Below are 20,670 nucleotides of genomic sequence, written 5' to 3'. Positions count from 1 at the left end.
GGTGGGAGGTTCGCGCGCCGGATCACCCGGCGAGTCCGGTGGCGATGGCGTCGGTGTTGGCCCGCGCCATCTCCAGGTAGGTCGCGGCGCCGCCACCGGGCGGGCTCAGCGATTCGGAGAACAGCGGCACCACCCGCACGTCCAGGCCCGCCTGGTCGGCCAGCGCGCGGGCGAGCCGGTCGGGTTGCGAGGAGTCCGCGAACACCGCCCGCACCCCGGCGGCGCGCACGGCTCCGGCCAGGTCGGCTAAGTCGGCGGCGCTGGGGGAGGCCAGCGTGGTCCCGCTAGGGATGACCGCGCCGATCACCTCGAAGTCGTAGCGCTGCGCGAGGTAGCCGAACACGTGGTGGTTGGTGACGAGCTTGCGGCGCTCGGCGGGAAGAGCGGCGAACCGCCGCGCGGTCTCGGCATCCAGCACCGCCACCTCGCCCCGGTAGCGGTCCGCGTTGGCGCGGATCACCGCCGGGTCGACGCCGTCGACGTGCTCGATGACCTGCCGCGCGATGAGGTCGACGGCCTGCGCCACCCGGCCCGGGTCGGTCCAGAAGTGCGGGTCGGCCTGGCCGCGGGAGGCGTCGCCGGTGTAGTCGATCGGGTCGACGCGCTCGGCGACGGGCAGGGTGGCGACCCCGGCGCCGCGGGCGGCGTCGACGGTGCGCTGCACACCTTCTTCGAGGCCGAGGCCGTTGTGCACGACGAGTTCGGCGAGCTCCACTTCGGCGGCTTGCTGCGCGGAGATCCCGAACGAGTGCGGGTCGGCGCCGGGGCGCATCAGCACCGACACCTCGGCCTGGTCGCCGACGACGTTGCGGGTGAGGTCGCCGAGGATGTTGGTGGTCACCACGATCTCGGCCCGCGGCGCGGAGTTCGTGCAGGCGGTGAGGCCGAGCAGCGTGGCGAGCACCGCGACGGCGGCCGTGATCCGGGCGCTCATCGGCCGGTCTCCACCACGTGCGTGGCCTGCCCGCCGAGGTCGAACCGCCGGGCCTGGCGCAGCGAATCGTTGTAGTCGATCTCGTGGACGGTTCCGGTGCCGACGTCGTTGACGTAGGCGCGGGAGGTGTCCACCAGGATCACCGGCGGCGGCCCGGTCGGGTCCACCAGCCGTGCGGTGACGCGGGTTTCCGCTGTCTGCGCACCGGTTTCGGGGTCGTGGGCGTGCAGCACGCCGTCGGCGGTGAGCGCCAGCAGCGGGCCGCCCTCGCCGACGGCGTTCACCGCGACGACGGGCCCGGTCTCGAGGTAGGTCCAGGCGCGGTCGCCGACGTCGAGCGACCAGGTGCCGCGGTCGCCCGCGCGGGCGGCGAGGGTCGCGCTGCCGGGGCGCTGCCGGAAGTCGCGGGCGCGTTCGTCGTCGCCGACCGCCCGCGGGTAGGGGATCTTCTCGCCGTGGAAGGCGTCGTCTTCCTCGGTGACGAGCAGCGCGCCGTCGGCGCAGCCGAACACGACGCCGCGCCGGGTGAGCGCGGTGCCCGCCGGTTCGGGGCAGCGCGGTTCGACGGTGGCGGTCGGCTTCCCGGCCCGGTCGAGGACCCGCACGGTGCCGTCGCCATCGGCGGCGACCAGGTGGGTTTCGTAGGGCACGGCGGCGGTTCCGGGTGCGACGGGGACCTCGCCGGTGGGGCGGGCGGTGCCCTCGTCGAGCGCGGCCCGGTCCAGCAACGTCACGCGTCCGTCCTGAGTGGACACAGCGGAGACCTTCGGGTCGCCGTGCGCCGCGACGGCCGGTCCGGCGAGCTCACCGGCATCGCGGATCTCGGCCCGGTAGTAGTGCACGTGGTCGCCGTGGTCGACCATCCAGGAACCGCTGTCGACGACGTGCGTGCCGCGGTCGCCGCTGAGGTAGGCGTGCCGCCCGTCGGTGCTGATCGCGCTGACCCCGGGCACCGGCGCGAGTGCCACGACCTCCTCGGTGAGCAGGTCGAGCACCCGCACCGCTCCGGTGGTGGCGTCGGCGACGACGAGCCGCGACTGGGCTTCGGCGGATTCCTCGGCACCCGCCACGTACCCGTGCGGCACGGGCGGTGGTGCTTCGGCCGGCGCCCCGCAGGCGGTGGTCGCCAGTGCGAGCGCGGCGGCGAGGGCGGTCGGGATCGGTTTCACAGGGCGGGCTCCGTTCGCTGCGGTCGGTCCCGCACCCGGTCGCGCAGTTCGGCGCCGAGCGCGGACAGGAAGAACAGGACGACGGCGGTGGCGGCGATGGTCGCGCCGGCCGCGGTGCCCCAGTGCCAGGACGCGAGCAGCCCGAGCGCGGTGGAGAGCACGCCGAGCGCGGCGGCCACCGCCATCACCACCGGGATCCGCTTCGCCCACAGCACGGCCGCCGCCGGCGGGGCGATGAGCAGCCCGAACACCAGCAGCGTGCCGACGACGCGGAAGGAGGCGACGATCGCCAGCGTCACCAGGCCCAGCAGCAGCGCGTGCGCGAGGCCGGGGCGCAGGCCGAGGGTGCGGGCCTTGCGCGGGTCGAAGGCCAGCGCGACGAACGCGCGGTGCCCGGCCAGCGAGAGCAGCGCGGCCAGCGCGAGCGCGACGCCGAGCTGCCCGAGCTCGGGCGGGGTCACCGCGAGCACGTCGCCGAACAGGAATCCGGTGAGGTCCACGGCGAAGGACTGCGAGTGGGACACGATGATGACCCCGGTGGCGAGCATCCCCACGAACAGCAGCCCGATCCCGGTGTCCGCGGACAGCCGCCGCGATCGCCCCAGCGCCGTCACGCCGCAGGCCATCACCCCCGCGCTGAGCGCGGCGCCGAGCAGCAGGTCGCCGCCGAGCAGCGCGGCCAGCGCCACCCCCGGCAGCATCCCGTGCGACATGGCGTCCCCCAGGAAGGCCATGCCGCGCAGCACGACCCAGGTGCCCGCGAGCGCGCAGATCAGCGAGACCAGCACCCCGGCCCACAGCGCGCGCTGCACGAACGACACCTCGAACGGGACGAACAACCAATCCATGACGAATCACCTTAGATTGAAAATGATTGTCGTTGTAGGCTGAGTTCCGTGAGAGCGATCACCGACGAAGAACACCAGGCGGCGGTGCTGCACGAGGTCTCCGCCGGATACCGGCGGAACCCGGTGCTGCACCGGGTCACCGCCGCGTTCCCGGCCGGGGCGCGCACGGCGGTGGTCGGCCCCAACGGCTCCGGCAAGTCGACGCTGCTCGGCGTGCTCGCCGGCGTGCTGGCGGTGACGTCGGGTTCGGTGCGCCGCCGGGGAGACGTTGCGCTGGTGGCGCAGCGCAGCGCGGTCTCGGACGCGCTGCCGATGACGGTGCGCGCCACCGCGGAGATGGGGCGGTGGGCGCGGACCGGCCCGTGGCGGCGGTTGTCGAAGCAGGACCGCGGCATCGTCGCGGACTGCCTGGAACGGCTGGGCGTGGCCGACCTGGCGGACCGCCCGCTGGGTGCGCTCTCCGGCGGTCAGCGGCAACGGGTGCTGGTCGCGCAGGGCCTGGCGCAGCAGGCCGAACTGCTGCTGCTCGACGAACCGGCGGCGGGGCTCGACGTCACCGCGCAGCGGCGGATCACCGAGGTCCTGGACGAGGAGAAGTCCCGCGGTGCCACCGTCGTCCACGTGACCCACGACCTCGCCGAAGCTCGCGATGCCGACCACGTGCTCCTGCTCCGTGACGGGCGGCTGCGCGCCGCGGGCCCGCCCGGCCGGGTGCTGGCACCGGACTCCCTCCGCGAGCTGTGGGGGAACTCGTTGGTGTGAGAGGAAATCCGCCGACAGTCCACTGAGGACGTATCAAGCGACGTCGTCGGTGCCGCCGGGCTGGAAGGTGCCGCGGTAGGTGCTGGGGGAGAGGCCCAGCCGGGCCCGCAGGTGCTGGCGCAGCGAGGCGGCGGTGCCGAACCCGGCATCGGCGGCGACCTGGTCGACCGGCAGTTCGGTCTCCTCCAGCAGCTGCCGGGCGCGTTCGACGCGCTGTCCGGTCAGCCACTGCACCGGGGACAGCCCGGTCTCGTCGCGGAACCGGCGGGTGAAGGTGCGCACGCTCATCGATTCGAGCTCGGCGAGTTCGCGCAGCGGCAGCGCGCGGTGCAGGTTCTCCAGCGCGAACGCGCGGGCGCGCGCGGTGGACGAGCTGCGCGGGTCGGGCACGGCGCGGCGGATGAACTGGGCCTGCCCGCCGTCGCGGTGCGCGGGCACCACCGCCAGCCGCGCGACGTCGTTGGCGACCGCCGTGCCGTGGGCCTCCCGGATCAGGTGCAGGCACAGGTCGATCCCGGAGGCCTCGCCGGCGGAGGTCAGCACCGGGCCTCCGTCCACGTACAGCACCGCCGGGTCCAGCTCGACCCGCGGGAACGCGCGGCGGAACCGGTCGGCCGCGTTCCAGTGCGTGGTGGCCCGCCGCCCGTCGAGCAGTCCGGCCGCGGCGAGCACGAACGCGCCGGTGCAGATCGACGCGATCCGCGCGCCCGCCGGAATCCGGGCGAGCGCGTCCCGCACGTCGTCGGGGAGCGCGAAATCCGCCGCGTAATCCGCGTCGGAGGCGGGCACGAACACGAGGTCGGCGTCCGCGAGCACCTCCGGCCCGTGCGGGACGGTGATCGCGAAGTCCCCGGTGGTGCGCACCTGCCCGGGAACCGGCGCGCAGGTCAGCACCTCGTACCGGGGTTCTCCGTCCGGGCCGGTCGCCAGCGGGAACAGCTGGTGCACGATCCCGAGCTCCATCGGCAGCAGTCCCGGCCGCACCAGAACCACGACCTTCGTCGGCGTTTCTGACATGGCCGGATTCTTCCACATGTTGGCCATCGGGCCACTCGTCGCGGCGGCGGGACGAACCGACGATGGGAGGCGCACAACCCCCCCAGGAGAGGAACCGCGATGTCGCTGATCGCCGTCTGGACCGTCCTGCTCGTCGAATTCGCGGTGGCCTGCACCATCGCGGTCGCGCTGGTCGGCTGGATTCGGAGGAGCGCCCGGGAGGCGAGCGGCCCGAGCGCGGAGCGAGCCCGCCCGGCGGTGGGCGCGGCTCGCGCGGCGTGCCGATGAGGACGTCGTCGGCGGGCCCGAGGACCGGCCGGGCGCGTCCCGCCCGGCCGGTGGGGCTCACGCCTCCGGGTTGAACTCGATGTCGTCGGGCTTGGCCTTGGCGAGGTTGCCCGCGAAGGCGTCGTCCTTGATGCCGAGGCTGGCGCTGCCGAAGTCGGCGGAGGTCAGCGCGTCCCGGATGCCCTCCGGGAAGTTGTCCCAGCTCACCAGGTCCGGGTACTGCCAGGTGCCGTAGTGGTTCTCCGGCTCCTCGTCCTTGCTCGCGAGGCGGAAGCAGTGCGTGCTGGCGCCGTCCTTGTGGTAGATGATCTTCGCGTGGGTGTCCTCGAAGCCCACCTCCTCGGCCGGGTAGGTGGAGAAGTCGCCGTGCGCGGAGGTGGAGACGTACTTCGCCTGGTCGTCGTTCACCCAGATGACCACGTGCTCGATGTCGTGGCGGTGCCCGAACGCGTCGTGCACCCCGTCCAGCGCCTGGTCCTTCTCGAAGTACAGGTCGTACATGTAGGCGCACCAGTCGCCGTCGCACTTCGAGCGCGAGTAGGAATTGGTGTTGTCCAAGTCCGACTGGTCGTGGCAATTCCCGTTCAGCGCGCCGGACGGTTCCAATCCGGGGGCCAGGGTGCCGTCCGGTCCGATGGCCGGAGTGGGATAGCAGCCGTCACCGTCGTAATCGAAAGCGGGCTGCCACTTCGCATCCGCCTCGGCGGAGCTGCCGGGCAGCGCCTGCGGCGGATCGGCCAGCGCCACCGCAGGTGGCAGGCCCACGAACAGCACCGCGGTGCCGACCAGCGCGCGGAACGCGAACGAGGACTTCCCGAGCCGCCGGGAGCCGCGCGTTCTGTCGTTCTCCAGTGTTCCCATCGCAGCAGAACCTTCCGATCGCCATCAGATCGGCATGATCATAGGGTTCCGGGTGGGCGATTCCCAGGGGATGATCCGGTGCTTCCGAACAGGTTCACGGCGGGTTCACCCGAGGTCGTGGCGAGAACACGACAACCGTTCTCCGAAATGGCGGGGTAGGCCTTAACATCCGCCGAATTCATTTTCCGACGAGACCGGGTGGGACCGGGTGGGACCGGTCGAGAGCCGGTCGAGAGCCGGTCGGGAACCGGCCTGGAGCCGGTCGGCGGCCGTTCCCTGGGACCGCCGGACCCACCCTGCGCGGCCGCGCAGCGGGCAGAATCGCAGGTATGAACGGTTCCCACTCCCGCGAGCTCGCCGACTTCCTGCGCACCCGGCGCGCCCGGCTGCGCCCGCAGGACGTCGGCCTGGAGCCGGGGCCGCGGCGCAAGGTGACCGGGCTGCGGCGCGAGGAGCTGGCGCTGCTGGCCGGGGTCAGCACCGACTACTACCAGCGGATGGAGCAGGGCCGGGACGTGCGCCCCTCCGAGGAGGTGCTGGACGCGCTGGCCCGCGCGCTGGACCTCGACGAGGACGAGACCCGGCACCTGCACGCGCTGGCCCGCGCCGCCCGCAACCCGGAGCCGGTGCGCCGCCGCGTCCCGGAGCGGGTGCCGGAGAGCACGCGGCGGCTGCTGCACACCATCGGCGGTCCCGCGCTGGTGCTGGGCCGCCACCTGGACGTGCTGGCCTGGAACGCGCTCGCCGGTTCGCTGTTCGGCGGCCTCGACCAGCAGCCGCCGCACGAGCGCAACGTGCTGCGCGCGCTGTTCCACCACCCGGACGCGCGCGAGGTGTGCCCGGACTGGGCGTCGAGCGCGCTGGAGTACATCGGGATGCTGCGCGCCTCGGTGGCCGCCGATCCGGACCACCCGCGGGCGAAGGAGCTGGTCGGCGAGCTCAGCGTGCGCAGCGAGGAATTCCGCCGGTTCTGGGCGCGGCACGACGTGCGGGAACGCACCCGCGGCCGCAAGCACTTCGCGCACCCGCTGGTCGGCGCACTCGACCTCGATTGGGACGCCTACCCGCTGCCGGGCGGGCCGGGCCCGGTGCTGATCGCCTACACCGCGGAGCCGGGCGGCGAGTCCGCGGAGCGGCTGGAGCTGCTGCGCGGGCTGCTCGCCGACCCGGCTCCGGAGCGGGCGGTCAGCTCCGAGCGCTCAGAAACTCGTCGATGACGGCGAAGGTCGCCGCGGGCGCCTGCACCTGCGGCAGGTGCCCGGCGCCGGGGATGGTCTCGAAGCGGGCGTCGGGGAAGGCGGCCGCGTATTCCCGGCCGTAGCCGGTGCCGATCACCTGGTCGTCCTCGCCCCACACCACCAGCGCGCGGGTCCGCACCCGCGCGAGGCGCGGCAGCAGTTCCGGGTCCGCCATCGCGGCGCCGCCGTACGCCCGGATCGCCTCGATGGCCGCGGGCGGCGGGCCGGGCTGCCCGGGCGCCGGGGTGGGCAGCGAGATCTCGTGGCCGGGGATCTCGGGGCCGATGGCGTCCAGCAGCACCAGGTCGCCGAGCACCTCGCCGCGGTCGCGCACCGCCATCTCGGCGGCCACCCAGCCGCCGAAGGAGCTGCCCAGCACCAGCACGTCCCGCAGGCCGCGCGCGTCGAGCAGGTCCAGGTAGGTCTGCGCCAGGTCGGCGACCGAGCCGAGCCGTTCCGGCCGGGTGGTGTCCGCCCAGCCCGGGTGCACGGGGGCGAGGACGCGGTGGCGGGGTGCGAAGTGCTCGACGATCGGGGCGACCGTGGCCGGTCCACCGCCGCCGTGCAGCACCAGCACCGGGCGGCCGGAGTCGCCCGTCTCGTCGATGGTCAGCTGGACCTCGGGTCCGATGTGGAGGGTGCTTCGAGTGGTCATCGTGTCGCTCTTTCCTGGCGGGTGGTGGAAGGATCGAACCGGGCGGTACCCGGGCAGGACCCGGGAACGGCCCGTTCGGCCGATCTGAGCCGGTGGGCCGTTCAGCCGGGGGGACCGGCCGGTGCGAGCGGGTCGAGCGCCGACCAGCCCGCGCGCAGCAGCGCGAACGCGGCGTCGGAACCGGCGCCGCCGTGCCCGGGAACGGATCGGGCGGCGAGCACCAGGTGCGCGAGGGCGCGCACCGCCGGATCGTCCGCGGCGGCGCCCGCGTCCGCGGCGATGGCGGCCGCGAGGGAGTCCTCGTGCCGCGCCCACATCCGGTCCACGTGTTCGCGCAGGCTCGGCGATTCCAGGATCATGCGGCGGAATTCGCGGAACCGGGCGCCGCCGTCGTCGCCGCCGCGGGCTTCGCGCACCGCGGTGAAGTACGCGTGCAGCGCGTCCACCACCGAGGTGCCGGGCTCGCGGTCGTGCACGGCGGCGACCAGCGCGGCCTCCCGCTCGGCGTCCTCGTCGACGACGAGCGCCTCCTTGCTGGGGAAGTGGTTGAACAGCGTGGTCACCGAGACGTCGGCGGCCTCGGCGACCTCGGCGGTGGTCACCTCGGCGAAGCCGCGGGCGAGGAACAGCTCCAGCGCGGTCTCGGCGATGTGGGCGCGGGTCCGGGCCTTCCTGCGCTCCCGGCGGCCGGCGGGTTCTGGGGTGGGCATGTCGCGGAATCCTAGGCGTGCTGCGGGTTTCCGGCCGTCATGGCCTGGAAGTGGACGAGCGCGTGCGCCGGGCCGTCCGGGCCGATGCAGTCCTCGACGCCGCCCGCGGCTTCGGCGGCGGCTTCGGCGGCGCGGGGGAACATCCGCGCTTCGTAGGCGGTGACGGCCTCGTCCAGCGGGCCGCCCGCCGCGATGAGCTCGGCGAGTTCGGCGGCGTCGAGCATCGCCAGGTTCGCGCCCTGCCCGGAGAACGGGGACATCAGGTGCGCGGCGTCGCCGAGCAGCGTCACCCCGGGCCGGTGCTCCCAGCGGTGGCCGACCGGCAGCGCGGTGATCGGCCGCACCGTGAACGAGTCCTCGCAGCGGTGCAGCACGTCCCGCAGCACCGGCCCGAAGTCGGCGAACATCTCCGCCAGCACCGCGCGCAGCGCACCGCGCTCGACCCGGTGCCCCCAGTCCACCGGCCCGCGGAACGCGGCGTGCACCCGGATCACGCCACCGCTGCCGCGCTGCGCCAGCAGGCCGCGGCCCGCGTCGAGCGCGAACGTCATGCCGTGCCCGATGAGCTCGGCGATCTCCGGGTGCGCGCGGTCCACGTCGGTGAGCACCACTTCGACGAACACGACGCCGGAGTGCTCGGGCTCGGCGTCGGAGAGCAGCGGCCGGACGGCGGACCGCGCCCCGTCGGCGCCGACGAGCAGGTCGCAGGTGGTGGTGTGCCCATCGGTGAACTCGAGCCGGTGCCGCCCGTCGCCGAGCGGGACGGCCGTGCGCAACCGGCGGTCCCACTCGACGGTGCCGGGTTCGAGCGAACCCAGCAGCAGCGCGCGCAGCTCGCCGCGGTCGATCTCCGGTTTGAACCGGTCGTCCGGGTCGGCGGGCGCGTCGACGAGCACGGTCCCGGCCCGGTCGAGCAGCCGCAGCGCCTGACCTTCCGGCCGGGACGCGGCGAAGAACTCGTCGAGCAGCCCGGCCGCGGTGAGCGCCACCTGCCCGGTGTCCCGGTGCAGGTCGAGGCTGCCGCCCTGCGCGCGGTGCGCCGGGTCGCGGTCCCGTTCGTGGACGGTGACGGGCAGGCCGCGCCGTTGCAGCACGCGGGCGAAGGTGAGCCCGGCGGGGCCGCCGCCGATGACGGCGATGCGGGGTGGGGAAGCGGGCATGGCGGTCCTTCCGGCGAGGTGAGCGCGGCGTCGCTCCACCGGAACCATACCTGAAGTGACTTCAAAGTTGTAGTCACTACACTTTTTCGTCGGACCTCCCGCCGGCCCCGCGGCCCTCGATCAGCGCGGCTCGGGGATCGTGGTCAGCGCCCGCAACGCCTGCTTGTCCGGCTTGCCCGTCGCCGTCAGCGGCACCTGCCGCAGCACCCCGATCTCGACGGGTGCGGCGGCCGCGCCCAGCTCGGCGGCGACCAGCGCGCGCAGCTCCTCGTGGTCGGGCTCCACGTCCCCGGCGAGCACGAGGTGCGCGTGGATCGCCTCGCCGGTGCGCTCGTCGGGCACGCCGATCACGAACGCCTGGTCCACCGCGGGGTGCGCGGCCAGCGCCCGCTCGATCGGCCCCGCGTAGTGCAGGATCGCGTTCACGATCACCACGTCGCGGGCGCGCCCGGTCAGGTGCAGGAAGCCCGCCTCGTCCAGGTGTCCCACGTCCCGGGTGCGCACCCAGCCGTCGTGCAGCACCTCCGCGGTCTCGGCCGGGTCTCGCCAGTAGCCGCGCAGCACGTGGGCGGCGCGCACCCAGACCTCGCCGTCGGACTCCGCGGGCAGCGGCCGCCCGGCGTGGTCGCGGACCTCCAGTTCCACGCCGTCCCACGGGCGGCCGACGGAGTTCGCCGCCTGCTGCCGCCCGGCGATGTCGGCGGCGGACAGCAGGCTGAGCATCCCGGTCTCGGTCTGCCCGTAGCCCAGGTGCACGGCGTGGCCGATGCGGGCGTGCGCCTCCGCGAGCTTGTGCGGCGCCAGCGGTGATCCGGCGACCAGCAGCATCCGGGCGGCGCTGAGGTCGTGGTCCCCCTCGTCCAGCGACTCTAGGATCTGGTGCAGCCGCGCGACGGTGAGCAGGCAGGCGGTGATGCCCAGTTCTTCCAGCACCCGCGGGAATTCCGGCCTCTCGCGCGGGATCACGGCGGTGCCGCCGGAGAGCAGGCACAGCGCCAGGTGCTCCAGCATCACGGCGCTGCTGAGCGTGCCGAACAACAGGAACCGCCGGTACTTCGCGGCGAGTTCCGCGGTGCGCTCGGTCCACGCCGGCGCCTGCCAGCTCCAGTGCTCGGTCATGGCGCGGTAGTCGAACGCGGTGCCCTTGGGATTTCCGGTGCTGCCGCTGGTGAACACGACGAGCGCGTCGTCGTCGAGCTCGCCCCGCGCGACCGGCGTCTCCTGCGCGCGCAGCAGCGCCGGGCCGAGTTCGAGCAGCTCGACGTCGCCCGCCGCCGCGCGCAGCTGCGGGCGCGGGTCGTCGGTGACGACGGCGCGCACGTCCTGGTCGAGGATGTGCGCGAGCTGCGCGGGGGTGAGCCCGGGGCGCAGCCCGATGACGCGGCAGCCGAGGACGTGCGCGGCGAGCTGGACGGCGAAGCCCTCGGGGGTGACGGCGGTGTCGACGGCGACGCCGTCCCGCGGGCCGAGCCCGGCCGCGCGCAGCCCGGCGGTGCACCGGCCGACGAGTTCCAGCAGTTCACCGCGGACCACGACGCGGTCGCCGTGCTCGAACGCGGGCGTGAGCGGGTCGGCGCCGAGCGCGTCGAGCACGGACTGCGGAAAAGGTTGTGCCCGGGACCGGTGTTCGTGGTCACCCGGGACTGTTTTCTCTCCCATTTTTACCGCTTTTCGTCAAATAGTCGTATGGATTCCGTCGCCCGGGGTACGTGCTTTTCCGCAGGCGCGGACAATGGGGATCACTACCATTGGGGAGGATCTTCAACCACGGATCGATCCTGTGATCTGCATCACGTGTACGCACCGGGCTGTTATGCTTTAAGGTTCAAGTAATCCGTTGTTTGTGCTGGTGGGAGGCGAATCAGCTAGTGTCCGAAGAGTACTCTCTTGATTATCTCGTGATCGGGGCCGGTCCGGCGGGGCTCCAAGCGGGCTATTACCTGGAGCGGGCTGGGCGCAATTACCTCATCGTCGAGTCGGGAGAGTCGCCCGGAACATTCTTCGCGGACTTCCCGCGGCACCGCAAGCTCATCTCCATCAACAAGGTGCACACCGGATGGGACGATCCGGAACTGAACCTGCGCACCGACTGGAACTCGCTGCTGTCCGAGGAGAACGCGCCGCTGCTCACCTCGTACACCCCGCGGTACTTCCCGGCCGCCGACGACCTGGTGGGCTACCTCGCCGACTACGCCGAGACCCACCGGCTGCGCATCCGCTACGGCACCCGCATCGTCGAGGTCGCCAAGCCCGGCGAGTTCGTCGCCCGCGACCAGGACGGCAACACCTACCGGGCCGCCCGCGTCATCGTCGCCACCGGGGTCACCCAGCCCCACATCCCCGACATCGACGGCGTCGAGCTCGCCGAGCCCTACACCGAGATGTCCGTCGACCCCGAGGACTACACCGGGCAGCGGGTGCTCATCATCGGCCGCGGCAACTCCGCGTTCGAGACCGCCGACGGGCTCATCGAGAACGCCGCGGTCATCCACGTCGCCGGGTCCGGCTCGCTGAAGCTCGCCTGGCAGACCCACTTCGTCGGGCACCTGCGCGCGGTGAACAACAACTTCCTGGACACCTACCAGCTGAAGTCGCAGAACGCGCTGCTGGACGGGAAGATCCTCGGCATCCGCGCGGACGGCGACTCCTACCTGGTGCGGGTCAGCTTCGAACGCGTCGACGAGGTCGTCAAGGAGATCCGCTACGACCGGGTGCTGCTGGCCACCGGATTCCGGTTCGACGCCTCGATGTTCGCGCCCGAGTGCCGGCCCGAGCTCACCATCGACGACCGGTTCCCCGACCAGACCGCGGCGTGGGAATCGGTGAACGTGCCCGGACTGCACTTCGCGGGCACCATCACCCAGGTCCGCGACTTCAAGAAGTCCACCAGCGGTTTCATCCACGGCTTCCGCTACGGGGTCCGCGCGCTGCACCGCATCCTCGAACGCCGCGACCACGGGATCACCTGGCCCGGGAAGGACCTCGCGGAGACGCCGGAAGCCGTCACCGACGCCATCATCGAGCGGGTCAACCGCAGCTCCGCGCTGTGGCAGCTGTTCGGGTTCCTCGCCGATGCGGTGCTGCTCGGCCCGGACGGTGCGCGCTACGCCGAAGAAGTGCCCCTGGACCACCTGCACGAGACCGCGCACACCGGCGAGTTCGGCGAGGTCGACTCCTACCTCACCATCACGTTGGAGTACGGCGCCGACCACGACCGGGTCAACCCGTTCGACGTCGAGCACAGCCGCACCTCCCAGCAGGACACCCGCGGGCTCGACGGCCGCTACCTGCACCCGGTGGTGCGGCACTTCCGCGCCGGTGCGCTGCTCGCCGAGCACCACATCACCGAGAACCTGGAGAACGAGTGGGACAGCGAGCAGGTGCACCGCGCGCCGCTGCGCGAATTCCTGCGGGGGCGGGTGGCGGCACCGGCGGGCGCCCGGTGAGCCTCTTCGCCGACTTGCACGACCGGGCGAAGGAGCTGCTGGAACCGGCGTTCTACGACTACTACGCCGGTGGGGCGGCGGACGAGTTCGCGTTGGCGGACAACGAGAACTCGTTCGCCCGGCTCGCGCTGCTGCCGCGGGTGCTGCGCGGCGGACCGGCGCCCGACCCGCGGGCGGACCTGCCGGGAGCGCCGGGTGCGGCACCGGTCGTGGTGGCGCCCACCGCGTTCCACCGCCTCGCGCACCCCGAGGGGGAACTGGCCACCGCGCGCGCCGCGGCGGCCGCCGGGAACGTGCTGATCTCCAGCATGGCCGCCACCGTCGCCATCGACGAGGTGGTGGCGGCCGCGCGGGAGGTGCGCGCCGACGCGGCCGTGTGGTTCCAGCTGTACCTGCAGCCCGACCCGGAGGTCACCGCCCGCTTGGTGGAGCGCGCCGAAACCGCGGGCTGCACCGCGCTGGTCCTCACCGTCGACTCGCCCGTGTTCGGCGACCACGTGCGCGACCGGCGCAACGGTTTCCACGACCTGCCGCCCGGGTACGAAGCGGCGAACATGCGCGACCTGCCCGGCGGCCCGCCGGACGGCACCCGCGACATCGAGATGTCCCCGGAGATCTCCTGGCGGCACCTGGAAGTGCTGCGGTCCACCACCGCGCTTCCCGTGCTGCTGAAGGGAATCCTGCACCCCGACGACGCGCACCTCGCCGTCGCGCAGGGCGTGGACGGGATCATCGTGTCCAACCACGGCGGCAGGCAGCTCGACGCGGCCCCGGCACCGATCGACGTGCTGCCGCGCATCACCCGCGCCATCGGCGGCACCCTCCCGCTGCTGCTGGACGGCGGGGTGCGGCGCGGCACCGACGCGGTCACCGCCCTCGCGCTCGGCGCCGACGCCGTCGGCATCGGACGACCCGTGCTGTGGGGGCTCGCCGCCGACGGGGAGAAGGGCGTCCGCGAGGTGCTGGACCGGATCGGCGCCGACCTCGCCCGCGCCATGATGCTGTGCGGGGCCCGGCGACCCGACGACCTGACCGCGGACCTCGTGGTGCCGCGCGGATTCGGAGGTGCCCGGTGAAGCCGGTGCGACTGCTGCCCTGGGTGGCCGCCGCGGCCGCGCTGACCGCACCGCGCTGGCTGCCGCGACGGGTCGTCGCGCTGCGCGGCAAGGTCTTCGAACTCGTCAACGGCGACAACGCGATCACCCTGCCGAGCGAGCGGTTCGGCCCGGACCGGTTCCGCGAGGTCTACTCGCACCCGGCCGCCGGTGGCCGCAGCGAGGGCGCCGGGCTCTCCGACCTGTTCTGGTACTGGTTGTCGCCGGGACCCGAGGTGCACCAGGAACACCTGGAGGCCGGGCCGCGCTACGACGACGTCGCCCGCACCACGCAGCGGTTCCTGGCCGGTTCCAGCGATGCGCTCTCCGCCACCGCGGCGCGCTGCGCGGCGAAGGTCCTCGACGAGCTGGTGCCCGGCGAGCTGGGCGTGCCGCGGCTGCGGGACCTGATGATGCCGATCTGGGCCGAGTTCAACTACGAGCTCGTCTTCGGCGAACCCTGCCCGCGGCGGGCCAGGGAGCTCATCGTCGGCAACGCCTCCGACGTGGTCGACGCGCTCAAGTGCACCAGCCTGCGGCACCCGCGCCGCCGCGCCCGGCTCACCCGCTACCTGCGGGCTCGGGTCGACGCGGGCGACGTGGTGCACGAGCTGCCCGGCACGCTGTCCACCGCGGAGCAGGTGCACTACCTGCAGGGGACGTTCTTCAACACCTCGGTGGTGCAGCTGTCCGAAGGCATGGCGCACCTGCTGCTGGTGCTCGCCCAGCACCAGGACGTGCAGCGGCGGCTCGCCGACGACCCCGGCGACGACCGCTACTTCGCGCACGTGCTGGACGAGACGATGCGGGTGTTCCCGCTGTTCGGCATCGCGCACCGCATCACCACCGACGACATCCGCGTCGACGCGGACACCACGCTGCCGCGCGGCTCGGTGCTGTGCTTCAGCTACCCCGACTACCACGCCACCGGGCACCGGGATCCGGAGCGGTTCGACCCGTCCCGCTGGGAAGAGCTGTCGGCGAAGGACGCCGCGCACATCCCGTTCGGGGTGGCCGCGAACCGGCCGTGCCCCGCGTGGCGGCTGTCGCCGCTGGCGATGCGCGCCGTCACCCGCGAAGTGCTGGCCCGGTTCCGGCTCGAATCCAGCGTGCGGCACACCCGCTCGCTGCCGTCCCGCGGACCGTGCGTGCTGCTGCGCCGCGGCGGCGCGCGGGACACCGGCACGGGGGACCCGGAGACGCTGGGCATCGGCGCGCTGGGCACCGGCAGGTGGGGCACCGGCACGGGGGACACCAGAGCGTTGCTGGCGTTCCTGCGGGTCCGCGACCGGTGGGAGGACGTCGAGCGCAGCGTGCGGCAGCTGGTGCTGGGCACCTGGATGGTGCTGGACGCGCGCAGGCAGCGGCTCGCCGGCCACCACTTCGAACGGCTGCGGCGGGAAGCGCCCCCGCCGGGCTGCCCGGCGCACCGCTGAGCCCGGCCGGGGCCTCCGCGACCGGGAGGCCCCGGCGACCGTGCGCCCGGCGACCACTTCACCCGCGAACCCTTCACCTCGCGAACCCGTTGCGCCGCAACCGGTTCGCCGCCGCACCACCGCCCCCGGAGGAACCCGCATGACCCCGACGGAGCTCGCCCCCACGTTCTTCCTCGCCGCCATCGTCATCCTGCTGGCCTGCCGCCTGGTCGGCCGCGTGCTGCGCGCCTTCGGCCAGCCGCCCGTGGTCGGCGAGATGGTCACCGGCGTCGTGCTCGGACCTTCGGTGCTGGGCCTGCTCGCGCCCGGCGTGGAGCAGGCGATCTTCCCGGACGAGCTGCGGCCGGTGCTGTACGTGGTCGGCCAGATCGGGCTCGTCGTGTTCATGTTCCAGGCGGGCTACGAGTTCCGGGTCGACCGGATGCGGCAGGTCGCGCGCCCGGCCTCGCTGGTGTCGGTTGCCGGGGTGCTGACCCCGATGCTGCTCGGCGTCCTGCTGGCCGTGCTCGCCGCCGGGCACGTGGACATGTACCCGCCGGGCGTGCCGCTGCTGGTCTCCGCGCTGTTCGTGGGCGTGACGCTGTCGATCACCGCGTTCCCGATGCTGGCGCGGATCATCACCGAGCGCGGGTTGACCGGCACCCGGTTCGGCTCGCTGTCGCTGGCCGCCGGGGCGCTCGACGACGCCGTCGCCTGGGTGCTGCTCGCCGGGGTGCTCAGCATCTCCGCGGCCAGCATCGGGCCGTTCGCCCTGGCCGCGGGCGGTAGCGCGGTGTTCGTGGTGCTGCTGGTCGCCGTCGTGCGCTCCGCGGGGCGGCTCGACCGGGCGGTGCGGCGGCTCACCCCGGAGAACCTGCTGATGGCGGTGGTCCTGGCGGTGTTCCTCGCCGCCTGGTACACGGACACCATCGGGCTGTACGCGGTGTTCGGGGCGTTCAGCCTCGGCGTGGTGCTGCCGCGCTCGGAGCAGGTGGACGCGGCGGTGCGGACGGTGAAACCGGTCGCCACCGTGTTCCTGCCGCTGTTCTTCACCTACTCCGGGTTGAACACGGACCTGGCGCTGCTGGTGGATTCCGGCGTGCTGCTGTTCGCCGTCGGTGCGCTGGTGGCCGCGATCGTCGGCAAGCTCGGTGCCTGCTGGGCCGCGGCTCGGCTGGTGGGTGAGCCGAACTCGGTGGCCGCCCGCGTGGGTGCGCTGATGAACGCGCGCGGGCTGATGCAGCTCATCGCGATCAACGTGGGGCTGGCGGCCGGGATCGTCACACCGCAGCTGTTCAGCGTGCTGGTGCTCGTCGCCCTGGTCACCACGATCATGGCGACCCCGCTGCTGACCTTCCTGGACCGCCGGGAGCGCCGCCGCACCCCCGACCCCGAACCGGAACCGGTCGCCTGACCAGGGGAGATCCGCCCGGTGCTCAGGCCGCGCCGAGCTCCTGGGAGATGCGGGCGGCGGCCCGGGCGGTGGCCCGGCCCGCCGCGTCCAGCCGATCGGCGAGGCGCTGCGCCGGCGCGGACAGGTTCAGCGCCGCCACCACCCGGCCGCGGAAGTCCCGGACCGGCGCGGACACCCCCACCAGCCCGGTCTCGAACTCCTCGCTGACCTGCGCGTAGCCCGTCCGCGCCGCCTCCCTGATCCGCGACCACAGCTCCGGCAGGGTGCGCACCGTGGACCCGGGCGGCGTCGCGCCGAGCTCGGTGCCGAAGCGCACGTACAGCTCGTCCGGCGTCACGTCCTGCAACAGCACCCGGCCGGCCGAGGTGCACGGCGCGGGCACCCCGCGGCCCTCCCAGTCGTGCACCCGGAACGAGTGGCCCGACACCGACAGCAACGTCAGTACCTCCTGCTCCCGCAGCACGCACAGGTGGCTGGTCTCCTCGACCTCCGCCGACAGCGCGCGCATCACCGGTTCCGCCGAACGCACCAGCCGATCCCCGGTGGTGCGCGCGACCAGCGAGAACAGCCGCCAGCCCAGCCGGTACGCCAAGGTGTCCGGCTGCCGCTCCACCACCCCGGCCTCGGCGAGCGCCTTGAGCGCCCGCGACACCTGGCTCTTGTCCCGCCCGGTCAGCACCGCCAGCCGCGCCACCCCGAGCCCGCCGGTGCGCTGCGCCTCCGCCGAACCCAGCGCCTCCAGCAACTCCAGATCGCGCCGCAAGCCACCCTGGATCTCACCCATGCCCCCTACGATGCCTCTCCCGCGGCTCGGCGTGCGTGCTGCTCGGGTGGCGGAACCGGGCATACATCGGACGATCTCGCAGCGAGGAAGCCGCTGAGGTTCCGCTACCCGAGCACTACGCGGCAGAAGTGGCGAGACGGGCAGTGAGCGGTTTCCTCCGCCGCTCCGCCGCCGACGAGGAACCGCGGTGCGTGCTCGCGGCGTCCGGTTGTCGCGTGCGCAACTCGGGTTTCGATCGGTCGTGGCGGGTTGTCCTCGGGCCGGGCGCTTTCCTAGCTTCGGTTCCGGGAGGTCAGATGAAGATCACCGACATCTCCGTGGACCGGCTGCGGCTGCCGCTGGACCCGCCGCTGCACGCCGCCTGGGACCCGCGGCCGCGGGAGCACTTCGACGCCACCGTGGTGCGGGTGCGCACCGACGAGGGCATCACCGGCATCGGCTCCGGCGACACCATGACCGGGTTCGAGGCGGTGCGGCACCTGTTCGTCGGCACCGATCCGCTGCGGATCGACCGGCACGTCAAGGCCATCGAGACGGCCAACTTCCACGGCGGCGCGTTCTGGCCGCTGGAGGCCGCGCTGTGGGACGTCATCGGCAAGGCCACCGGGGTGCCGGTGTCGGTGCTGTTCGGCGGGGCCACCGACGCGCTGCCCGCCTACGCGTCCACCGCCGAGCTGAAACCACCCGCCGAACGCGTCGAATCGGCGCTGGCCGCGCGGCAGGCCGGGTTCCGCGCCATGAAGATCCGCATCGCCCCGGACGGCGTCGAGGAGGGCGTCGCGACCGTCGCGGCCGTCCGGGACGCGCTCGGCCCGGACTTCGACATCATGGTGGACCTCAACCAGTCCTGGCGGATGGCGGGCGACACGGCCGACGCGGTGGACTTCGCGACCACCGCGCGCACCGTCCGGCGGCTCGCCGAGATCGGCGTGAGCTGGGTGGAGGAACCGCTGCCGTACCACGACATCGCCGGGTTCCGCGCCCTGCGCGCCCGGTACCCGGAGGTGCGCATCGCGGCGGGGGAGATGCAGCACTCGGTGCCCGACCTGCTGCGCTACCTGGAGCAGGACGTCCTGGACGTCTACCAGATGGACGTGGTGCTGGCCGTCGGCATGCACCGCGCCCGCACCATCGCCGAACTGGCCCGGCTCAAGCACCGCCACTTCACCCCGCACAGCTGGACCAACGGCATCGGCCTGCTGGCGAACCTGCACGTGGCCGCGGGCGTCGGTGGCGGACCGCACTTCGAGTTCCCCTACGACCCACCGGGGTGGACGCCGCAGCGCCGGGACTTCCCGCTGGCCCGTCCCGTCGAGATCCGCCCGGACGGCATGGTCGCCGTGCCGCAGGCCCCCGGGCTCGGCGTGGAGCTCGACGAGGACGTCATCGCCGCCACCACGATCGGAGGAACCTCGTGACCCCCGCCCTGGACGCGCCGAGCTCGGCGCTGATCGGCGAGCCGGAGACGCGGCCGTTCATCGACGGCGAGTTCGTCGCCACCGGCGCGACCTTCCCCAGCACCAGCCCCCGCGACGGCGCCGAGCTCGCCCGGGTCGCCGCCTGCACCGGCACCGAGGTGGACCGCGCGGTGCGCGCCGCCCGCGCCGCGTTCGACGACGGCCGCTGGCGGGGGCTGGATCCGGGGCGCCGCAAGGAGGTCCTGCTGCGCTGGGCGGAGCTGATCCGCGCGCACGCGGACGAGCTGGCGCTGCTGGACAGCCTGGAGATGGGCAAACCGCTCGCCGAAGCGCGCCGCGTCGACGTGGCGGGCGCCGCGCACACCCTCACCTGGTACGCGGAGGCCGTCGACAAGACCTCCGGCGAGGTCGCGCCCGCTCCGGAGAACGCGCTGGCGCTGGTCACCCGGGAACCGCTCGGCGTGATCGGCGCGGTGGTGCCGTGGAACTACGCGCTGCTGATCACCTCGTGGAAGATCGCGCCCGCGCTGGCCACCGGGAACTCGGTGGTGCTGAAACCGGCCGAGCAGACCTCGCTGGCCGCGCTGCTGCTCGCCCGGCTCGGCTCCGAAGCGGGCCTGCCCGACGGGGTGTTCAACGTGGTCCCGGGGCTCGGCGAGCAGGCCGGTCAGGCGCTGGGCAGGCACCCGGACGTGGACAAGATCGCGTTCACCGGTTCCGCCGAGATCGGCCGCCGATTCCAGGTGTACGCGGGCGAGTCCAACGGCAAGCAGGTCGCCGTCGAGGCGGGCGGCAAATCGCCGCAGCTGGTGCTGCCGGACGCGGACCTCACCGCGGCCGCCTCGGCGATCGCGTGGGGGATCTTCTACAACGCGGGGCAGACCTGCAACGCCGGATCGCGGCTGATCGTGCACCACGACGTCAAGGACCGGCTGCTGGCCGAGGTGGTGCGGCTGACCGAGGAGACGTTCCGCGTCGGCGACCCGCTCGACCCGGCCACCGTCGTCGGCCCGCTGGTCGACGAGGCGCAGCTGCGGCGGGTGTCGGGGTACGTGGCGCGCGGCCTCGCCGACGGCGCCACCGCGGTGCTCGGCGGCGAAGCGCTGCACGGCACCTTCTTCCCGCCGACGATCCTCGACGGCGTGCCGCCGGATTCGCCTGCGGCGCGGGAGGAGATCTTCGGGCCGGTCCTGACCGTGCTCGGCTACGAGGGCGACGCGGACGAGGGAGTCCGGCTCGCCAACGACACCGAGTACGGGCTGGTCGCCTCGGTGTGGACCCGGGACGTGACGACCGCGCACCGGGTGGCGCGGCGGCTGCGCGCGGGCACCGTGTGGGTCAACACCTTCGACGCCAGCGACGTGATCACCCCGTTCGGCGGGTTCGGCGCCAGCGGGGCCGGGCGGGACAAGTCCCTGCACGCGCTGGCCGAGTGCACCGCGCTCAAGACCACCTGGATCGACCTGTCCTGACCGGAG

19 protein-coding genes are annotated in these 20,670 nt (G+C 73.4%); 9 read left to right on the top strand and 10 right to left on the bottom strand.

From position 1 onward, the window contains the following. Window positions 1-22: 22 nt before the first annotated feature. Genes aztC through aztB form a run of 3 tightly spaced genes read right to left on the bottom strand, consistent with a single transcriptional unit; the run spans window position 23 to window position 2,951 of the window. The gene (gene aztC / locus AC29IT_RS18635) at window positions 23-934 is read right to left on the bottom strand and encodes a zinc ABC transporter substrate-binding protein AztC (RefSeq protein ID WP_358439351.1); all 912 of its coding nucleotides are present in this window, start codon (window positions 932-934) and stop codon (window positions 23-25) included. After that, entirely contained in the window at window positions 931-2,103 is a 1,173-nt protein-coding gene (locus tag AC29IT_RS18630; RefSeq protein ID WP_488219608.1) for a PQQ-binding-like beta-propeller repeat protein, read from the bottom strand. The genes aztC and AC29IT_RS18630 overlap by 4 nt, the downstream gene beginning before the upstream one ends. After that, window positions 2,100-2,951 carry a zinc ABC transporter permease AztB gene (gene aztB, locus AC29IT_RS18625; RefSeq protein WP_488219607.1) on the bottom strand — a complete coding sequence of 284 codons (852 nt, stop codon included), beginning with the start codon at window positions 2,949-2,951 and terminating at the stop codon, window positions 2,100-2,102. The genes AC29IT_RS18630 and aztB overlap by 4 nt, the downstream gene beginning before the upstream one ends. A gap of 48 nt (window positions 2,952-2,999) precedes the next feature. Here aztB and aztA point away from each other — a divergent pair, with 48 nt between their 5' ends. After that, window positions 3,000-3,713 (top strand): zinc ABC transporter ATP-binding protein AztA, encoded by a 714-nt coding sequence (aztA, locus tag AC29IT_RS18620; protein ID WP_488219606.1) that lies wholly within the window; start codon window positions 3,000-3,002, stop codon window positions 3,711-3,713. A 33-nt stretch (window positions 3,714-3,746) separates the two neighbouring features. On the opposite strand, the gene AC29IT_RS18615 is transcribed toward aztA, so the two are convergent. Beyond that, complete coding sequence (locus AC29IT_RS18615) at window positions 3,747-4,757, bottom strand: GlxA family transcriptional regulator (RefSeq protein ID WP_488219605.1); 1,011 nt, start codon at window positions 4,755-4,757, stop codon at window positions 3,747-3,749. Window positions 4,758-4,829: 72 nt separating this feature from the next. Between AC29IT_RS18615 and AC29IT_RS18610 the strand changes: the two genes are divergently transcribed. Continuing rightward, window positions 4,830-4,997, top strand: coding sequence for a hypothetical protein (locus AC29IT_RS18610; protein WP_358439337.1), 168 nt, complete (start codon window positions 4,830-4,832; stop codon window positions 4,995-4,997). Window positions 4,998-5,054: 57 nt separating this feature from the next. On the opposite strand, the gene AC29IT_RS18605 is transcribed toward AC29IT_RS18610, so the two are convergent. After that, window positions 5,055-5,858: an NPP1 family protein gene (locus AC29IT_RS18605; protein WP_358439335.1), complete on the bottom strand. Its 804-nt coding sequence runs from the start codon at window positions 5,856-5,858 to the stop codon at window positions 5,055-5,057. Window positions 5,859-6,187: 329 nt separating this feature from the next. Here AC29IT_RS18605 and AC29IT_RS18600 point away from each other — a divergent pair, with 329 nt between their 5' ends. Then, complete coding sequence (locus AC29IT_RS18600; protein ID WP_488219604.1) at window positions 6,188-7,075, top strand: helix-turn-helix transcriptional regulator; 888 nt, start codon at window positions 6,188-6,190, stop codon at window positions 7,073-7,075. Here AC29IT_RS18600 and AC29IT_RS18595 read toward each other — a convergent pair. The 4 genes from AC29IT_RS18595 to AC29IT_RS18580 form a co-directional block, all read right to left on the bottom strand. Next, a complete protein-coding gene (locus AC29IT_RS18595; protein ID WP_488219603.1) occupies window positions 7,044-7,751 on the bottom strand; it encodes an alpha/beta fold hydrolase in 708 nt (235 codons plus the stop codon). The two genes, AC29IT_RS18600 and AC29IT_RS18595, sit on opposite strands and share 32 nt — an antisense overlap. Window positions 7,752-7,852: 101 nt before the next feature. Beyond that, the gene (locus AC29IT_RS18590; protein WP_488219602.1) at window positions 7,853-8,461 is read right to left on the bottom strand and encodes a TetR/AcrR family transcriptional regulator; all 609 of its coding nucleotides are present in this window, start codon (window positions 8,459-8,461) and stop codon (window positions 7,853-7,855) included. 11 nt (window positions 8,462-8,472) lie between these two features. Continuing rightward, complete coding sequence (locus AC29IT_RS18585; protein ID WP_358439323.1) at window positions 8,473-9,621, bottom strand: FAD-dependent oxidoreductase; 1,149 nt, start codon at window positions 9,619-9,621, stop codon at window positions 8,473-8,475. A gap of 120 nt (window positions 9,622-9,741) precedes the next feature. Next, window positions 9,742-11,214 (bottom strand): class I adenylate-forming enzyme family protein, encoded by a 1,473-nt coding sequence (locus tag AC29IT_RS18580; RefSeq protein WP_488219601.1) that lies wholly within the window; start codon window positions 11,212-11,214, stop codon window positions 9,742-9,744. A 275-nt stretch (window positions 11,215-11,489) separates the two neighbouring features. On the opposite strand from AC29IT_RS18580, the gene AC29IT_RS18575 reads away from it, so the two are divergent. The 4 genes from AC29IT_RS18575 to AC29IT_RS18560 all read left to right on the top strand — a co-directional run bounded on the left by AC29IT_RS18575 (window position 11,490) and on the right by AC29IT_RS18560 (window position 16,990). Further along, complete coding sequence (locus AC29IT_RS18575) at window positions 11,490-13,067, top strand: NAD(P)-binding domain-containing protein (RefSeq protein WP_488219600.1); 1,578 nt, start codon at window positions 11,490-11,492, stop codon at window positions 13,065-13,067. Beyond that, window positions 13,064-14,143, top strand: a complete 1,080-nt coding sequence (locus tag AC29IT_RS18570) for an alpha-hydroxy acid oxidase (protein ID WP_488219599.1) — start codon at window positions 13,064-13,066, stop codon at window positions 14,141-14,143. The genes AC29IT_RS18575 and AC29IT_RS18570 overlap by 4 nt, the downstream gene beginning before the upstream one ends. Then, window positions 14,140-15,597, top strand: coding sequence for a cytochrome P450 (locus AC29IT_RS18565; RefSeq protein WP_488219598.1), 1,458 nt, complete (start codon window positions 14,140-14,142; stop codon window positions 15,595-15,597). The genes AC29IT_RS18570 and AC29IT_RS18565 overlap by 4 nt, the downstream gene beginning before the upstream one ends. 139 nt (window positions 15,598-15,736) lie before the next feature. Then, on the top strand, window positions 15,737-16,990 hold the full coding sequence (locus tag AC29IT_RS18560; protein WP_358439309.1) for a cation:proton antiporter: 1,254 nt from the start codon (window positions 15,737-15,739) through the stop codon (window positions 16,988-16,990). Window positions 16,991-17,012: 22 nt separating this feature from the next. Here the strand turns inward: AC29IT_RS18560 and AC29IT_RS18555 are convergent, their stop codons facing one another. Next, on the bottom strand, window positions 17,013-17,774 hold the full coding sequence (locus AC29IT_RS18555) for an IclR family transcriptional regulator (RefSeq protein ID WP_358439306.1): 762 nt from the start codon (window positions 17,772-17,774) through the stop codon (window positions 17,013-17,015). A gap of 296 nt (window positions 17,775-18,070) precedes the next feature. Between AC29IT_RS18555 and AC29IT_RS18550 the strand changes: the two genes are divergently transcribed. Continuing rightward, window positions 18,071-19,192, top strand: a complete 1,122-nt coding sequence (locus tag AC29IT_RS18550) for a mandelate racemase/muconate lactonizing enzyme family protein (RefSeq protein WP_488219597.1) — start codon at window positions 18,071-18,073, stop codon at window positions 19,190-19,192. Further along, window positions 19,189-20,664: an aldehyde dehydrogenase family protein gene (locus tag AC29IT_RS18545; protein ID WP_488219596.1), complete on the top strand. Its 1,476-nt coding sequence runs from the start codon at window positions 19,189-19,191 to the stop codon at window positions 20,662-20,664. The genes AC29IT_RS18550 and AC29IT_RS18545 overlap by 4 nt, the downstream gene beginning before the upstream one ends. Window positions 20,665-20,670 lie beyond the last annotated feature (6 nt).

Source organism: Saccharopolyspora sp. MMCC62 (genome assembly GCF_057736575.1).
Note: the sequence above shows the minus strand (reverse complement) of the source record. Positions and strands in the feature narration are given on the sequence as shown.

What these genes read in the sequence shown, in the direction of transcription:
- AC29IT_RS18585 (WP_358439323.1), bottom strand. Translation starts at nt 9,621, where the DNA reads ATGCCCGCTTCCCCACCCCGCATCGCCGTCATCGGCGGCGGCCCCGCC.
- AC29IT_RS18555 (WP_358439306.1), bottom strand. Translation starts at nt 17,774, where the DNA reads ATGGGTGAGATCCAGGGTGGCTTGCGGCGCGATCTGGAGTTGCTGGAG.
- AC29IT_RS18600 (WP_488219604.1), top strand. Translation starts at nt 6,188, where the DNA reads ATGAACGGTTCCCACTCCCGCGAGCTCGCCGACTTCCTGCGCACCCGG.
- AC29IT_RS18615 (WP_488219605.1), bottom strand. Translation starts at nt 4,757, where the DNA reads ATGGCCAACATGTGGAAGAATCCGGCCATGTCAGAAACGCCGACGAAG.
- AC29IT_RS18605 (WP_358439335.1), bottom strand. Translation starts at nt 5,858, where the DNA reads ATGGGAACACTGGAGAACGACAGAACGCGCGGCTCCCGGCGGCTCGGG.
- AC29IT_RS18590 (WP_488219602.1), bottom strand. Translation starts at nt 8,461, where the DNA reads ATGCCCACCCCAGAACCCGCCGGCCGCCGGGAGCGCAGGAAGGCCCGG.
- AC29IT_RS18595 (WP_488219603.1), bottom strand. Translation starts at nt 7,751, where the DNA reads ATGACCACTCGAAGCACCCTCCACATCGGACCCGAGGTCCAGCTGACC.
- AC29IT_RS18550 (WP_488219597.1), top strand. Translation starts at nt 18,071, where the DNA reads ATGAAGATCACCGACATCTCCGTGGACCGGCTGCGGCTGCCGCTGGAC.
- AC29IT_RS18610 (WP_358439337.1), top strand. Translation starts at nt 4,830, where the DNA reads ATGTCGCTGATCGCCGTCTGGACCGTCCTGCTCGTCGAATTCGCGGTG.
- AC29IT_RS18560 (WP_358439309.1), top strand. Translation starts at nt 15,737, where the DNA reads ATGACCCCGACGGAGCTCGCCCCCACGTTCTTCCTCGCCGCCATCGTC.
- aztB (WP_488219607.1), bottom strand. Translation starts at nt 2,951, where the DNA reads ATGGATTGGTTGTTCGTCCCGTTCGAGGTGTCGTTCGTGCAGCGCGCG.
- aztC (WP_358439351.1), bottom strand. Translation starts at nt 934, where the DNA reads ATGAGCGCCCGGATCACGGCCGCCGTCGCGGTGCTCGCCACGCTGCTC.